The 13,840-nt window shown below is 31.4% G+C and carries 17 protein-coding genes; 12 read left to right on the top strand and 5 right to left on the bottom strand.

What is annotated here, in order from left to right:
* Nucleotides 1–45: 45 nt before the first annotated feature.
* Nucleotides 46–627 (bottom strand): HupE/UreJ family protein, encoded by a 582-nt coding sequence (locus RRF68_RS07860; protein WP_218771578.1) that lies wholly within the window; start codon nt 625–627, stop codon nt 46–48.
* 9 nt (nt 628–636) lie between these two features.
* Nucleotides 637–1,098 (bottom strand): Lrp/AsnC ligand binding domain-containing protein, encoded by a 462-nt coding sequence (locus RRF68_RS07855; RefSeq protein ID WP_218771577.1) that lies wholly within the window; start codon nt 1,096–1,098, stop codon nt 637–639.
* A gap of 236 nt (nt 1,099–1,334) precedes the next feature.
* Between RRF68_RS07855 and RRF68_RS07850 the strand changes: the two genes are divergently transcribed.
* From RRF68_RS07850 to RRF68_RS07830, 5 genes are read left to right on the top strand one after another with little or no spacing between them, the layout of a single operon-like run.
* Nucleotides 1,335–1,850: a DUF2975 domain-containing protein gene (locus RRF68_RS07850; protein WP_218771576.1), complete on the top strand. Its 516-nt coding sequence runs from the start codon at nt 1,335–1,337 to the stop codon at nt 1,848–1,850.
* 3 nt (nt 1,851–1,853) lie between these two features.
* Nucleotides 1,854–2,357: a DUF2975 domain-containing protein gene (locus RRF68_RS07845; RefSeq protein WP_315943996.1), complete on the top strand. Its 504-nt coding sequence runs from the start codon at nt 1,854–1,856 to the stop codon at nt 2,355–2,357.
* Between the two features lie 2 nt (nt 2,358–2,359).
* Entirely contained in the window at nt 2,360–2,566 is a 207-nt protein-coding gene (locus RRF68_RS07840) for a helix-turn-helix transcriptional regulator (RefSeq protein ID WP_315943995.1), read from the top strand.
* A 27-nt stretch (nt 2,567–2,593) separates the two neighbouring features.
* Complete coding sequence (locus RRF68_RS07835; RefSeq protein ID WP_315943994.1) at nt 2,594–3,850, top strand: Y-family DNA polymerase; 1,257 nt, start codon at nt 2,594–2,596, stop codon at nt 3,848–3,850.
* Between the two features lie 4 nt (nt 3,851–3,854).
* Nucleotides 3,855–4,292, top strand: a complete 438-nt coding sequence (locus RRF68_RS07830) for a LexA family protein (protein ID WP_218771571.1) — start codon at nt 3,855–3,857, stop codon at nt 4,290–4,292.
* 53 nt (nt 4,293–4,345) lie between these two features.
* Here the strand turns inward: RRF68_RS07830 and RRF68_RS07825 are convergent, their stop codons facing one another.
* Nucleotides 4,346–4,759, bottom strand: coding sequence for a BrxA/BrxB family bacilliredoxin (locus tag RRF68_RS07825; RefSeq protein WP_275315876.1), 414 nt, complete (start codon nt 4,757–4,759; stop codon nt 4,346–4,348).
* 117 nt (nt 4,760–4,876) lie between these two features.
* Here RRF68_RS07825 and RRF68_RS07820 point away from each other — a divergent pair, with 117 nt between their 5' ends.
* From RRF68_RS07820 to RRF68_RS07795, 6 genes are all read left to right on the top strand, one after another.
* On the top strand, nt 4,877–5,635 hold the full coding sequence (locus RRF68_RS07820; protein WP_315943993.1) for a TerB family tellurite resistance protein: 759 nt from the start codon (nt 4,877–4,879) through the stop codon (nt 5,633–5,635).
* Between the two features lie 111 nt (nt 5,636–5,746).
* On the top strand, nt 5,747–9,145 hold the full coding sequence (gene ileS, locus RRF68_RS07815) for an isoleucine--tRNA ligase (protein WP_315943992.1): 3,399 nt from the start codon (nt 5,747–5,749) through the stop codon (nt 9,143–9,145).
* Nucleotides 9,146–9,149: 4 nt separating this feature from the next.
* Nucleotides 9,150–9,527, top strand: coding sequence for a TraR/DksA family transcriptional regulator (locus RRF68_RS07810; RefSeq protein WP_218771567.1), 378 nt, complete (start codon nt 9,150–9,152; stop codon nt 9,525–9,527).
* Between the two features lie 82 nt (nt 9,528–9,609).
* Nucleotides 9,610–10,233 carry a hypothetical protein gene (locus tag RRF68_RS07805; RefSeq protein WP_315943991.1) on the top strand — a complete coding sequence of 208 codons (624 nt, stop codon included), beginning with the start codon at nt 9,610–9,612 and terminating at the stop codon, nt 10,231–10,233.
* Between the two features lie 43 nt (nt 10,234–10,276).
* Nucleotides 10,277–10,861 carry a lipoprotein signal peptidase gene (locus RRF68_RS07800; RefSeq protein WP_315943990.1) on the top strand — a complete coding sequence of 195 codons (585 nt, stop codon included), beginning with the start codon at nt 10,277–10,279 and terminating at the stop codon, nt 10,859–10,861.
* A gap of 63 nt (nt 10,862–10,924) precedes the next feature.
* The gene (locus RRF68_RS07795) at nt 10,925–11,527 is read left to right on the top strand and encodes a DUF4230 domain-containing protein (protein WP_315943989.1); all 603 of its coding nucleotides are present in this window, start codon (nt 10,925–10,927) and stop codon (nt 11,525–11,527) included.
* On the opposite strand, the gene RRF68_RS07790 is transcribed toward RRF68_RS07795, so the two are convergent.
* Together RRF68_RS07790 and RRF68_RS07785 are read right to left on the bottom strand one after the other, a co-directional pair.
* Nucleotides 11,524–11,937 (bottom strand): YeeE/YedE family protein, encoded by a 414-nt coding sequence (locus tag RRF68_RS07790; protein ID WP_218771563.1) that lies wholly within the window; start codon nt 11,935–11,937, stop codon nt 11,524–11,526. The two genes, RRF68_RS07795 and RRF68_RS07790, sit on opposite strands and share 4 nt — an antisense overlap.
* Nucleotide 11,938: 1 nt before the next feature.
* Complete coding sequence (locus RRF68_RS07785) at nt 11,939–12,499, bottom strand: YeeE/YedE family protein (protein WP_315943988.1); 561 nt, start codon at nt 12,497–12,499, stop codon at nt 11,939–11,941.
* A 343-nt stretch (nt 12,500–12,842) separates the two neighbouring features.
* Here RRF68_RS07785 and RRF68_RS07780 point away from each other — a divergent pair, with 343 nt between their 5' ends.
* Entirely contained in the window at nt 12,843–13,835 is a 993-nt protein-coding gene (locus RRF68_RS07780) for a stealth family protein (RefSeq protein ID WP_218771561.1), read from the top strand.
* Nucleotides 13,836–13,840: the final 5 nt, after the last annotated feature.

Genomic DNA, 13,840 nt, shown 5'->3' with positions numbered 1-13,840 from the left:
GAAGTGCTAATATAGGTAGATTAAAAAAGGTGTATGGTTAAATTTTTACCAAAAAACGCGGTTTACCATCATTTGAAAAGCAAAACCAATAACGATTGATGAGATAATTAAAATCCAATCGCGACGATTTACACCAAATATAGATTGCGCTAAGGTTCCTATCAATAAAATGATTAAAACGATAATAATCTGTGCAGCTTCTACACCAATTGCGAACTCTAATAAAGGTACAAGTTTATCGGAAGTTTTACCTATCATTATTTTAAAGTAATTCGAGAAACCGAGCCCGTGAATTAATCCGAAGAAAAGGGCAAAAAATAAATTCTGATTTTCTTTTCCTACAGATGCTTTTTTAGCGGTTAATACATTCATTAAACCAGTAATAAAAATGGTTAACGGAATTAAAAACTCCACCAAATTACTATTCACATTTAAAATTCCGTAAGCCGATAAAGCTAAGGTTATAGAATGCCCAATGGTAAATAATGTGATAAGCCATAATACTTTTGTCCATTGTTTAAATAAGTATACAACGGCAAGTACTATTAAAAATAAAATATGATCGTAAGCTCTAATATCAAGTACATGAAATAAGCCCATTTTAAAGTAGAAAATAAATTCGTTCATTCGGGGTTTTTAAATTTTTATTTGTCGGTCTATTTGTTGGTCTAAAGATATAAAAGTTTCTGTTCTTGAAACCCCTTTTATGTTCTGAATATCTTTATTTAACAAATGCATTAGATCTTCGTTGTTTTTACATAGTATTTTAATAAAAATAGCATAGTTACCAGTTGTATAGTGGCTTTCAACAATTTCAGGAATTTCTTTTAAACGTTTTATTGCTGATGAATACATGCTAGATGAATCTAAAAAAACACCTACAAAAGCAGTTGTGTTATAACCTAAAGCTTTAGGGTTTAGCACCATTTTATAACCGTCGATTAAATCGGAAGCTTCTAGTTTTCGTAAACGTTGATGAATTGCAGCTCCTGAAATTCCTACTTCACGAGCAATGCTTAAAATAGGCGTACGAGCATCTGCAACCAATCGTTTGATAATGATTTTATCAATTCCGTCAATCTTTAATTTCTTAATCATACAGCAAAAATAAGAAAAGTTTAATTATCAGTAAAAAACAATAAATTATTGTTTTTCGATAATTTTATTATATTTGCAGTGTAAATGAATTTAGGACTAAATGTTAATCCGTCATTCTGAATTTATTTCAGAATCACATTCTTATAACAAACAAAATACTATAATGTGAACCTGAAACAAGTTCAGGTTGACGCAACCTAAATTATTAAAACGCATATAGAATCAAAAAATATAAAATGAAAACAAATCAATTATTAAAAGCGATGAAATTTATTTCTTGGGCAGTATTTATCGGCTTATTGATAAAAGCCGGAACTATGCTGTTTTTATACTTTTTAAGTATTGGTACTCCTGAGGTGTCAAGAAATTTATTTGAAGGACTAAACTTAAACGAATACTACAATTATAGTTTTTGGCAATACACGCTTATTGTAAGTTATAAAGTATTGTTGTTTGCAACCGAAGCTTACATCGCGTTTTTAGTGATTAAATTATTGAGTAGTTTAAATTTACAAAACCCTTTTAACGTAGCGGTTTTAATGTTGATGAACAGAATTAGTTATACCATTTTTGGCTTATGGATTTTAGCAATAATACACAATACACATGTTCAGTTTTTAGCAAAACGCTATGATTTTACGATGGACTTATTTTCGAGTGATTTTATCTTTTTAGCAGGAATCATTTTCATTTTTGCACAAATTGTGAAAAGAGGAATTGAAATTCAATCAGAAAACGATTTAACAATATAAATTATGAGAAAATTGCAAATACTAAAAAGTCTGGTTGACTTTCTTTTTATTAGCACAAGTTGCGTAGTTCCTTTTTTAATTTTAGGAATTCCAACGGTTTTTATACTGTCAGAAAATATTACAAGTGATTTTTTAAAGATAGATATCGCCGAAAGTGTAACGATACTACACAAAGTTTTTCTTGCTATTTTTTTACTTTCTTATCTGTTGATTTATTACACAGTTTATAAATTCAGATTGGTTTTAAATGAATTTGTTCGTGCTCGAATTTTTACAGAAAAAGTAATTGCAAACTTAAAATCAGCAGGAAACATTTTAATGATAGCAGGTTTATTAATGATTATAAGTGAAGTTGGGTTAAAACTAGTTATTGAATCTAGAATAAGTTTTGATTTCGGAATTAGCGCACATTATTTATGTATTTGCTTCGGGTTGTTTTTTGTGGTGCTTTCAGAAATTTTTAAAGTATCTAAAAGCATGAAACAAGAAAATGATTTAACTATATAACTATGCCAATAATTGTAAACTTAGATGTAATGCTTGCTAAACGTAAGATGAAAAGTAAAGATTTGGCAGAAATTGTGGGGATAACTACGGCAAATTTATCCATCTTAAAATCAGGAAAAGCCAAGGCAATTCGGTTTTCAACTTTAGAAGCAATTTGTAAAGCTTTAGAATGTCAGCCAGCAGATATTTTAGAATTTGTAGAAAACTAAAACCACAGATGTATTACTTTTACAAACATGTATGCACTTGTAGATTGTAATAATTTTTATGCCTCTTGTGAACGGGTTTTTAATCCGAGTTTACAACACAAACCCGTCGCTGTTTTAAGTAATAACGATGGTTGTGTAATTGCTATGAGCGACGAAGCTAAAAAATTACAACTTCCGTTTGGTGCACCAATTTTTAAATGGAATCAGTTTTGTAAGAACAATAATATTAACGTATTATCTTCTAATTATCCGTTATATGGCGATATGAGTTCTCGAGTTATGAAAATACTCGAGCAATTTTCTCCAGATATCGAAGTATATTCTATCGATGAAGCTTTTTTGCAGTTTAAAGGTTTTGAGAATTATAATCTACAAGAATACGGAACGCAAATTAGAAGTAGAGTTTTACAATGGACGGGTATTCCGACTTGCGTAGGTATCGCACCAACGAAAGCTTTAACTAAAATAGCGAATAAGATTGCGCGTAAATATCCGAAGGAAACAAAAGGAGTGTATGTAATAGATTCTGATGAAAAAAGAAAAAAAGCGTTAAAGTGGACATTGATAGAAAATGTTTGGGGAATAGGAAGTCGCTTAGCAAAAAAACTACAAGCAAAAGGTTGTATAAAAGCCTATGATTTTACACAATTAGATGATAACTGGGTGCGTAAAAACTTATCTGTTACGGTTTGGAAATTGAAAAAAGACTTAGAAGGAGATTCTAAGATATTGTTAGACGAGCCAGTTACCAAAAAAGCAATTGCGACCACCCGAAGTTTCGAGTATACTTTTTCTGATATTGATAATATAAAAGAACGAATTTCTACGTTTGCAACAAGTTGTGCCGAGAAATTACGAAAACAAAATTCAAGTTGCCACATGGTTATGGTTGTGTTGCACAGCGATCGTCATAAAAAAGATAGCGAACAACATCGTGCAAGTAGAACGGTTGTTTTTTCATATCCAACAGATTCCACTTTAACTATCAGTAAAAGTGCGGTAGAAGCCGTAAAAACTATTTTTAAAAAAGGCGTAAAGTATAAGCGAGCAGGAGTTATTGTAACAGGATTGGTACCGTCGGATAATTATCAAATAAATATGTTTGAAACTGAAAATCCGAAGCATAAACCACTAATGCAAGCGATTGATAAAATAAATCAGACTTTTAAGTCAGATAAGGTTAAATTAGCAAATCAAGATTTACAACGAACTTGGAAAATGCGCCAAGAGCGATTGTCGCCAAAATACACCACAAATATTAACGATATTATTACGGTAAAATAAATTTATGAACACATCAGAGACATTAACTTTTTTTTCACCTAAAGAAATGGGTAAAACAGCAGGTACAATTTTTAAGGATATTGGTATTTCTGCTGGATTTCCTTCTCCTGCGGATGATTTTAGAGAAACGCGTATTTCGTTAGATGAAGAATTGATACGAAATAAAGAAGCTACTTTTTTTGCAAAAGTTAGTGGTCAATCTATGATTGGTGCCGGATTAGATGATAATGATTTATTGGTAATTGATAGAAGTATAGCGCCAGAAAATAATAAAATAGCAGTCTGCTTTTTAGATGGCGAGTTTACAGTAAAGCGATTAAGAGTAGAAAAAGATGAGGTTTGGTTGCAACCCGAAAATCCGAATTATCCGATAATCAAAATAACAGCAGAGAATAATTTTGTTATTTGGGGTATTGTTACCAGTGTAATAAAAAAAGTATAACAAAAAAATCCAGCAAATTTACTGGATTTTTTTATTGACTCTAGTGTGAATTATTATTCACAAAATTCATCATAAGCACCTGCTAAGTTCTGAGCAATAGCTTGTGCTGAGTGTCCTTCGATATGGTGACGCTCTAACATGTGTACTAAGTTACCATCTTTAAACAAGGCAATTGCAGGAGATGACGGAGGAAAAGGAACCATAAGTTCTCTTGCTCTAGCAGTAGATTCTTTTTCTACACCTGCAAAAACAGTTGTTAAGTTTGTAGGAGTTTTATCAGCTCCTAAAGAAGCAATTGCTCCTGGTCTTGCAGTACCTGCTGCACAACCACAAACAGAGTTAACCATTACTAAAGTTGTTCCTTTTTTTGCTAAAGCTGTATCAACATCTTTGGCAGTATATAAAGCGTCAAAACCAGCATCGATTAATTGGTCACGCATCGGTTTTACTAATTCTTCTGGGTACATAATTTTTTATTAAATAATTTAGGCAAAGATACTTTATTTAAAAGCAAGAGTCAAGCCTAAACAAATCGGCTTTTTTGTAAGTAGTTAATAGTATATTTACACCTTTAAAATTTAAGAATGGGAAAGTTTGCAAAGTGGCTTGGAGCCGGAGCAGGATTTACAATGGGTGGTCCGATAGGAGCGATTATAGGATTTGCTGTAGGTAGTTTTATTGATGGTGTATCTGTTGAAGATTTTATGCAAGAGCAGCAAGAGTATCAAAGGCGGTCGAAACCACAACAAAGAGGAAGAGCGACGTCTGGTGATTTTGAAATTACATTGCTAATTTTAGCATCTGTTGTTATTAAAGCAGATGGTAAAGTTGATAAGCGAGAGTTAGATTATGTGCGCATGCATTTCGTAAAAATGTACGGAAAAGAACGTGCAAATCATGCGTTTAAATTGTTTAACGGAATTATTAAAAAGAAAATATCAACGCGTCAGGTGTGTATCCAAATCCGTCAACACATGTCGCATTCTTCACGTTTACAATTATTGCACTTTTTATTCGGAATTGCTAAAGCAGACGGACAAGTAACAGCATCCGAAGAAGAAGAAATAAGAAAGATAGGAAGTTATTTGTATATTAACGATCATGATTATTCATCAATAAAAGCAATGTTTTATGATGAAACAGATGGTGCTTACAAGATTTTAGAAATAACTAAAGAAGCGACTAATGATGAGTTGAAAAAGGCTTATAGAAAAATGGCTAAAAAATACCATCCAGATAAGTTAGAAGGCTTAGGAGAAGAACATAAAGAAGGGGCAAATGAAAAATTTCAAAAAATTCAGGCAGCCTACGAACAAATTAAAAATGAAAGAGGAATTTCTTAAAAGGATTGCGCTAAATTTTAAACCCTATATTAATAGGCTTTTTTTAAGTGTCAACTACTACAATTACAAGAAAATACGTAATTTCGCGAATTCAATTAATACAATTACAAAATGAGTACGAAGTTTACTGAATACAAAGGGCTTAACTTGCCAAATGTTGCTGATGAAATCCTTAATTATTGGAAAGAAAACAACATTTTTGAAAAAAGTATAACTACCCGTGATGATAACAAACCGTTTATCTTTTTCGAAGGGCCACCTTCAGCAAATGGTTTACCGGGTATTCACCACGCAATGGGACGTACGATTAAAGATATTTTTTGCCGTTACAAAACCTTAAAAGGATTTCAAGTAAAGCGTAAAGCAGGTTGGGATACCCATGGTTTACCTGTTGAGTTAGGGGTAGAAAAAGAATTAGGAATTACCAAAGAAGATATCGGAACGAAGATTACGATAGAAGAATACAATATTGCTTGTAAAAAAGCAGTAATGAAGTACACTGATATTTGGAATACACTTACCGAAAAAATGGGGTATTGGGTAGATATGGAAGATCCGTATGTTACTTATAAACCAAAATATATGGAAACTGTTTGGTGGTTGTTAAAACAAATCTATAACAAAGATTTGATGTATAAGGGATATACAGTTCAGCCTTATTCACCAAAAGCAGGTACTGGTTTAAGTTCTCACGAAGTAAATCAGCCAGGAGCATATCAAGATGTTACAGATACAACGGTAGTTGCACAATTTAAAGCAATTACTAAAACCTTACCAAATGTTTTACAAAACGGAAGTGATGTTCATATTTTAGCATGGACAACAACTCCTTGGACGCTACCAAGTAATACAGCTTTAACAGTAGGACCAAAAATTGAGTATGTGTTGGTAAAAACATTCAATCAATATACGTTCGAACCTACACAAGTTCTTTTAGGAAAAGCTTTAGTGGGTAAACAGTTTGCAGGAAAAAAGTTTAAAGCGGTTGAAAATGAAGCTGATTTAGCTTCTTATAAAGCAGATGACAAGCAAATTCCTTATTTGGTAGTTGCCGAATGTAAAGGTGCCGATTTAGTAGGTGTTAAATACGAGCAATTATTACCGTACGCATTACCATACGAAAACCCAGAAGAAGCTTTTAGAGTAATTCCTGGAGATTTTGTTACTACGGAAGACGGAACAGGAATTGTACACACAGCACCAACTTTCGGAGCAGATGATGCGTTGGTTTGTAAAGATGCAGGTATACCACCAATGTTGGTAAAAGACGAAAATGATAATTTAGTACCTTTAGTAGATTTACAAGGTAAATTCACCAAAGAAATGGGTGAGTTTGCAGGAATGTATGTAAAGAATGAATATTATGCTGATGGTGAAGCGCCAGAAAGATCAGCAGATGTTCAGATTGCTATTAAATTAAAAGAAGAAAATAAAGCCTTTAAGGTAGAGAAATATGTGCACAGTTATCCGCATTGTTGGAGAACAGATAAGCCTATTTTATATTACCCATTAGATTCTTGGTTTATAAAAGTAACAGACGTTAAAGAACGTATGCACTCTTTAAACGAAGAAATTAATTGGAAACCTGAATCAACAGGTACGGGTCGTTTTGGAAATTGGTTAAAAAATGCCAATGATTGGAACTTATCTCGTTCTCGTTTTTGGGGAATTCCATTACCAGTTTGGAGAACCGAAGATGGTAAGGAAATCAAAGTAATGGGTTCTGTAGCTGAGTTAAAAGAAGAAATGGCATTAGCTGTAAAAGCTGGTGTAATGGCTGAAGATATTTTTGCTGATTTCGTATCAGGAGATATGTCAGACGAAAATTACGATACGGTTGATTTACATAAAAATGTAGTTGATAAAATTACATTAGTATCAGCATCAGGAGAACCAATGAAACGTGAAGCAGATTTAATTGATGTTTGGTTCGATTCGGGTTCTATGCCATATGCACAATGGCATTATCCGTTTGAAAATAAAGAATTAGTAGAAGAAGGTTGGAAAACAGCCGATTTTATTGCCGAAGGTGTAGATCAAACTCGTGGTTGGTTTTATACTTTACATGCTATTGCAACCATGGTTTTTGATGATAAAGCCTATAAAAACGTTGTTTCTAACGGATTGGTGTTAGATAAAAACGGACAAAAAATGTCGAAGCGTTTAGGAAATGGAGTAGATCCGTTTACTACGTTAGATAAGTATGGTCCCGATGCTACCCGTTGGTACATGATATCGAATGCAAATCCTTGGGATAATTTAAAGTTCGATTTAGACGGAATAACAGAGGTTAGTAGAAAGTTTTTCGGAACACTTTACAACACTTATTCATTCTTTAGCTTATACGCAAACTTAGATAATTTCAATTATAGCGAAGCTGAGGTTCCTTTAACCGAAAGACCAGAAATTGATCGTTGGATTTTATCAGAATTAAATACATTGGTTCAAAAAGTAGATGTTTTTTATGCAGAATATGAACCAACAAAAGCAACGAGAGCAATCTCTGATTTTGTGCAAGACCATTTAAGTAACTGGTATGTGCGTTTGTGTAGAAGACGTTTTTGGAAAGGAGAATATGCACAAGATAAGATATCAGCATATCAAACCTTATATACTTGTATGTTAACGGTTGCTAAATTAGCATCGCCAGTAGCACCATTTTTTATGGATAAGTTATATAAAGATTTAATTAGCACAACGAATATCGAAGGATTTGAAAGTGTGCACTTAGCAGAATTTCCAAAATACGATGCTAATTTAATTGATAAGTCTTTAGAGCGTAAAATGGAAAATGCGCAAACAATATCTTCATTAGTTTTATCGTTAAGAGCTAAAGAAAAGATAAAAGTACGTCAGCCATTACAAAAAATCATGATTCCGGTTTTAGATGCGACTCAAAAAGAAGAAATTTTAGCAGTTGCTGATTTAATAAAATCAGAAGTAAATGTTAAAGAAATAGAGTTGTTAGATGATGCTTCAGGTATTTTAGTAAAACAAATAAAACCAAATTTTAAAGCTTTAGGGCCAAAGTTTGGTAAAGATATGAAGTTGATTGCTAGTGAAATACAGAAATTCACGCAAGAAGATATCATTAAAATAGAAAAAGAAGGAACTATTTCTGTTGAGATTAATGATAAAATGATTAATTTAGAAACCGCAGATGTAGAGATTTTATCGAAAGACATTGAAGGTTGGTTAGTGGCAAACGCAGAGGGTTTAACCGTTGCTTTAGATGTTACAATAAACGAAGATTTACGTAAAGAAGGTGTTGCTAGAGAATTGATAAATAGAATTCAGAATGCACGTAAAGAAACCGGTTTAGAAGTAACAGATAAAATAAAATTAACCATTTTAAATTCTAATGATTTACAAGAATCTGTAACTGCAAATGAAAATTATATAAAAGCAGAAACATTAACAAATGAGTTATTATTTGTTGATGACTTAAAAGATGGTATAGAAATTGAGTTTGATACCATAAAAAGTAAAATGTTAATAGAAAAAGCATAACATTATGGACGAGGTTAAAATGAAATTTTCGGATAGTGATTTACAGGAGTTTAAAGAAATCATTTTAAAGAAAATACAACATTCCGAAGAGGATTTAAAATTAATTCAATCTTCTTACAAAAATGGTTCAGATAACGGTACGGATGATACTTCACCATCATTTAAATCGTTTGATGACGGTTCAGATACGATGGCAAAAGAAGCAAATACGCAATTAGCTATTCGTCAAGAGAAATTTATACGAGATTTAAAAAACGCACTAGTTCGTATCGAAAATAAAACATACGGAATTTGTAGAGTTACGGGTAAATTAATTCAGAAAGAACGTTTAAAATTAGTTCCTCATGCTACATTAAGTATTGAGGCGAAACGTAAACAATAACGTTTTGTATAATTATAACAATAATAGGAAACCTCTTTTTAGAGGTTTCTTTTGCTTTAGACCTTTTTGTGTAATTATTTTCTTGTTCGCCAATTTAACTTTCTTCGCACAAGAAAAATTACTTAAAAAAAGCACTTTTCAATCAGAAGAAATAGAAATAATTACGGATGGACTGGATGATGTAACTATAGAGAATTCATTAAGCAATCAGATAGAAGTTGTTTTGTTAGATGAAAACCCGAATACGCATACCATTTTTATAAACGAACAAAGTGGCGTTTTAAAAGTAAGTTTTAAGCTTAATTTTAATATATTTAAGGAACCTGTTTTTAGAAAGTATATTACGCAACGACTGCAAAGAGCTACTACTATAATTAAAATTCCGAATCATAAAACCGTAAATATCTACGGAAAAACAATTGATATTACTTCTAAGGATTATAAAGGGGATTTAAAAATTTACATAGACAACGGAAACGTGAAGCTAAACGAAATAAAGGGAAATACTGCTGTTAAATTGTTTTCAGGTAACGTTTACGGTAGGATAAAAAAAGCCACTGCTATAAATATAGAAACGAATAATGGAGAAATTCATGTAAATAAAAATAACTATAACAAGCAATTTTATTCTAAAAGTAATCCAAAAGCTATTCGTAAATTCAATGTACGTTCTATTAACGCTAATGTTATCTTAATAACAGAATAAAAACGAATACTTTTCTTATTTTAGCTGCTGTTAAATTTATAAAATGTCTAAAAAAAATATCGCAATACTTACTGTAGTTTTGGCAATTTTAATTGATCAAATTAGTAAAATATATGTTAAAACTCATTTTCAATTAGGAGAAGAGGTGCTTGTTTTTGGTGATTGGTTTAAAATCCATTTTACTGAAAATAATGGTATGGCTTGGGGTTTTGAATTTGGCGGTAGAGCGGGTAAATTATTTTTAACATTGTTTAGAGTTGTTGCAGTTTCTGGTATTATCTACTGGTTATGGCAAACTATTAAAAGGCAGGCTCATACAGGTGTTGTTATCGCTATTGGTTTGGTTTTAGCAGGTGCAATAGGTAATATTATAGATTCAGTTTTTTACGGAGTAATTTTTGATAGTTCGTATCATAATGTAGCAACATTGTTTTCAGACAAACCTTACGGCGATTTGTTTTATGGGAAAGTAGTAGATATGCTATATTTTCCGATGTATGAAGGAGAAAGTTTTACTTTCTTTAATGCAATTTTTAACGGTGCCGATTCTTGGATAACTATTGGCGTTGTGCTGTTGTTTATATTTAATAAAGAGGCTTTTCCGAAAGAGGAAGAAACTACAGCCTAAATTAAAACGCTACAAATCTTTCGTTTAATATTCTTTTTTCTATATTTATGAAAAAAGAAAATTATGCGTCTTCTTAAATATATTGCTATTTTTTTATTGGGTTTTTTGATTGCCAAGTTATGGTATGAAAAGATAGAAGAGAAGCATCAAAAAGAAGAAATAAAAGTAGTTTTAAGTGGCATACAAAATTTAAGTAAATTAGTAGTTTCGGAAGGTGTTTTTTCTGAAATGTATAGTTTCTCTGACACCAAGAAGTATTTATACAATTACCTTTCTTTCGAAAAAAAAGCGATACTATCGGTTAGTGCCAAGGTTGAGGTTGGTTATGATTTATCTAAATTAGAAATACAAATAGACAGTATAGGTAAACAAATAATTATTAATAAAATTCCTAAAGAAGAAGTTTTAATTTCGCCAGATATTAAATATTTCGATTTACAACAAAGTCAATTCAATACCTTTTCGAGATCAGAATTAAATATGCTTAATGGTAGAGCTATCGAAAAGATAAAAGCGACTATCACTGTTTCAGACCTTCAAAAAGACGCTAAGAAACGTCTATTTGAAGAGCTATCTAAAATATACCAACTCTCTAAAATTTATAATTGGAAAGTGGTTGATAATACGAATTCAAACTTATTAGAAACTATTTTATTGCAGGATTAATTAGGTAATTTTTTACTTAATAATCCGTAAATAAAAGCACCTAACATAGCGCCAAGTAAAACAATAATTATTGGTAATATACCATGGCCAATTAAAACAAAAATAGGTGCGGGGCATGCACCTGCAAGAGCCCATCCTAATCCGAAAATGGTTCCACCAACAAGTGTTCTTATAAAGCCTTTTTTCTTTTCTTTAATGTTTATTTGATTTCCTAAGTAATCTTTAATTTTTCCGTTTTTAAAGAAATGCATTAATACCATAGAAATTACTACCGCCGATCCTATAATACCATACATGTGAAACGATTGAAATTTAAACATTTCGTATATTCTATACCACGAAATAGCTTCAGATTTTGTCATGATAATTCCGAAGAAAATACCTAATACTAAAAATTTTATATTTTTCATCTTATCCGAAAATTAAAGGAAATATTATCCAAGTCATTACTAAACCACCTATAAAAAAGCCAATTACCGCAATTAATGATGGTAATTGTAAACTACTTAAACCAGTAATTGCGTGTCCAGAAGTACATCCGCCTGCGTATCTGGTTCCGAAACCAATAAAAATTCCTGCAATTAGTAAAATAGAAAACCCTTTAAGAGTAAGCATGTTTTCTAAGCTGAAAATTTCATTTGGCACGAAAGAATTACCTGCATTGGCAAAACCTAACTCAGCTAGTTCTTGTACAGTTTTAGGGTTTAAATCAATAGTGTTTGTTGCTGATAAATAATTAATGGTTATAAACCCACCGATAATTAATCCCGCTAAGAATACAAGCGCCCAATCGCGTTCTTTCCAATCTTTTTTAAAATAATCAGAAACTTTACCGGCACCTGCAATAGTACACATTGTTTCTAGGTTTGTAGATACACCAAAGTTTTTTCCGTAGTAAAAAAACAAGAAAAGTACAAAGGCAATCAATGGGCCAGATATGTACCAAGGCCAAGGTTGTAATATGATATCCATTATAAAGTTTTTTTTATATAATCTATTATAATTTTAGTTGCACCAACGTTTTTTGCTATATATTTTTGGTTTGTGCTTCCTAATTTAGTCCTTAAAATACGGTTGTTTTTAAGTATGGTAAAAGTACTCGAAAATTCCTCATTATTTGTAACAATTGTAACACTACCTAAATCTAGTAAATCAGTAGGTTATATATATTTATTCAGAATCTAATTTTTCACCATATTCTAATGATATTGAATTAATAGATATCCTTTAATTCTTAAGTAATTTCACTATATTTATATTGAAAATAACTTACTTTTGAAGCTTAAAAAGATTCGTTTAATTTTATATATAAGAGATGGGAATAGATTTTGTTGTTACTTGGGTTGATATGGATGATCCTAAATGGATTAAAGAGTTTTCAAAGTATTCTAACAAAATAGACAATTCTGTAAATGAACTTTCAGAGGCGCGTTTTCGTGATCATGGGTTCTTAAAATATTGGTTTCGGGGTATTGAAAAATTCGCTCCTTGGGTTCGAAAAATTCATTTTGTTACAAGTGGTCAAAAACCAGATTGGCTTGATGAAAATCATCCGAAAATAAATCTAGTAAATCATTCAGATTATATTCCAAGCGAATTTTTGCCTGTTTTCAACTCTAATTTAATAGAGATATATATGCACAAAATACCAGACTTGTCTGAGAAATTTGTGTATTTTAATGATGATTTTTTCATTATAAATAATGTTTCTGAAAATAGATTTTTTGAAAACGGATTACCTAAAGATATAGCTACTTTTAGGAAAAACACAGGTATTTCTCAATTCGAAAAAATGCTTAAAAATAATATCCGGCTTATTAACAAGCATTTTGATAAGAAGGAAGTTTTTAAAAGAGATCATGATAAATGGTATCATCCCTCTTACGGTAAAAGAGGAAGGTTAACCAAATTATTAAAATATTATAATGAATTTATAACACTTCGCACGCCTCACAACGCGCAACCTTTTTTAAAATCTACTTTTGTAGATGTTTGGAAGCATTGCAATGAAGAGCTTACAGAAATGTCTAAGCACAGGTTTAGAAGTAATGATGATTATACTCCTGAATTATTTAAAACATGGCAAATATGCAGTTCTAATTTTGTGCCTTACAACACCTATCAAGACACTAAAATGTTTCCATTGTTAATCAAGTCAAAGAAAGCAATAAAAGCTGTAAGAGAACAGTCGTATAAACTAGTTTGCTTAAACGATAACATACATATTAGAAACTATAATAAAGTTATGCAAGATATAAGTGATGCATTTGATAGTATATTACCAGAAAAATCAAGTTTCGAAAAGTAACTAAT

The sequence above is a fragment of the Tenacibaculum sp. HL-MS23 genome (assembly GCF_032463465.1).
In the GTDB taxonomy this organism is placed as follows: domain Bacteria; phylum Bacteroidota; class Bacteroidia; order Flavobacteriales; family Flavobacteriaceae; genus Polaribacter; species Polaribacter bernardetii.
This window is presented reverse-complemented; position numbering and strand designations above follow the sequence as displayed.

Excerpts from the sequence above, each read along its gene's own strand:
- RRF68_RS07850 (WP_218771576.1), top strand. The coding sequence starts at position 1,335 with ATGAAAACAAATCAATTATTAAAAGCGATGAAATTTATTTCTTGGGCA.
- RRF68_RS07855 (WP_218771577.1), bottom strand. The coding sequence starts at position 1,098 with ATGATTAAGAAATTAAAGATTGACGGAATTGATAAAATCATTATCAAA.
- RRF68_RS07790 (WP_218771563.1), bottom strand. The coding sequence starts at position 11,937 with ATGAAAAATATAAAATTTTTAGTATTAGGTATTTTCTTCGGAATTATC.
- RRF68_RS07785 (WP_315943988.1), bottom strand. The coding sequence starts at position 12,499 with ATGGATATCATATTACAACCTTGGCCTTGGTACATATCTGGCCCATTG.
- RRF68_RS07835 (WP_315943994.1), top strand. The coding sequence starts at position 2,594 with ATGTATGCACTTGTAGATTGTAATAATTTTTATGCCTCTTGTGAACGG.
- RRF68_RS07795 (WP_315943989.1), top strand. The coding sequence starts at position 10,925 with ATGCGTCTTCTTAAATATATTGCTATTTTTTTATTGGGTTTTTTGATT.
- RRF68_RS07830 (WP_218771571.1), top strand. The coding sequence starts at position 3,855 with ATGAACACATCAGAGACATTAACTTTTTTTTCACCTAAAGAAATGGGT.
- RRF68_RS07840 (WP_315943995.1), top strand. The coding sequence starts at position 2,360 with ATGCCAATAATTGTAAACTTAGATGTAATGCTTGCTAAACGTAAGATG.
- RRF68_RS07780 (WP_218771561.1), top strand. The coding sequence starts at position 12,843 with ATGGGAATAGATTTTGTTGTTACTTGGGTTGATATGGATGATCCTAAA.
- RRF68_RS07810 (WP_218771567.1), top strand. The coding sequence starts at position 9,150 with ATGGACGAGGTTAAAATGAAATTTTCGGATAGTGATTTACAGGAGTTT.
- RRF68_RS07845 (WP_315943996.1), top strand. The coding sequence starts at position 1,854 with ATGAGAAAATTGCAAATACTAAAAAGTCTGGTTGACTTTCTTTTTATT.
- RRF68_RS07820 (WP_315943993.1), top strand. The coding sequence starts at position 4,877 with ATGGGAAAGTTTGCAAAGTGGCTTGGAGCCGGAGCAGGATTTACAATG.
- ileS (WP_315943992.1), top strand. The coding sequence starts at position 5,747 with ATGAGTACGAAGTTTACTGAATACAAAGGGCTTAACTTGCCAAATGTT.
- RRF68_RS07825 (WP_275315876.1), bottom strand. The coding sequence starts at position 4,759 with ATGTACCCAGAAGAATTAGTAAAACCGATGCGTGACCAATTAATCGAT.
- RRF68_RS07800 (WP_315943990.1), top strand. The coding sequence starts at position 10,277 with ATGTCTAAAAAAAATATCGCAATACTTACTGTAGTTTTGGCAATTTTA.
- RRF68_RS07860 (WP_218771578.1), bottom strand. The coding sequence starts at position 627 with ATGAACGAATTTATTTTCTACTTTAAAATGGGCTTATTTCATGTACTT.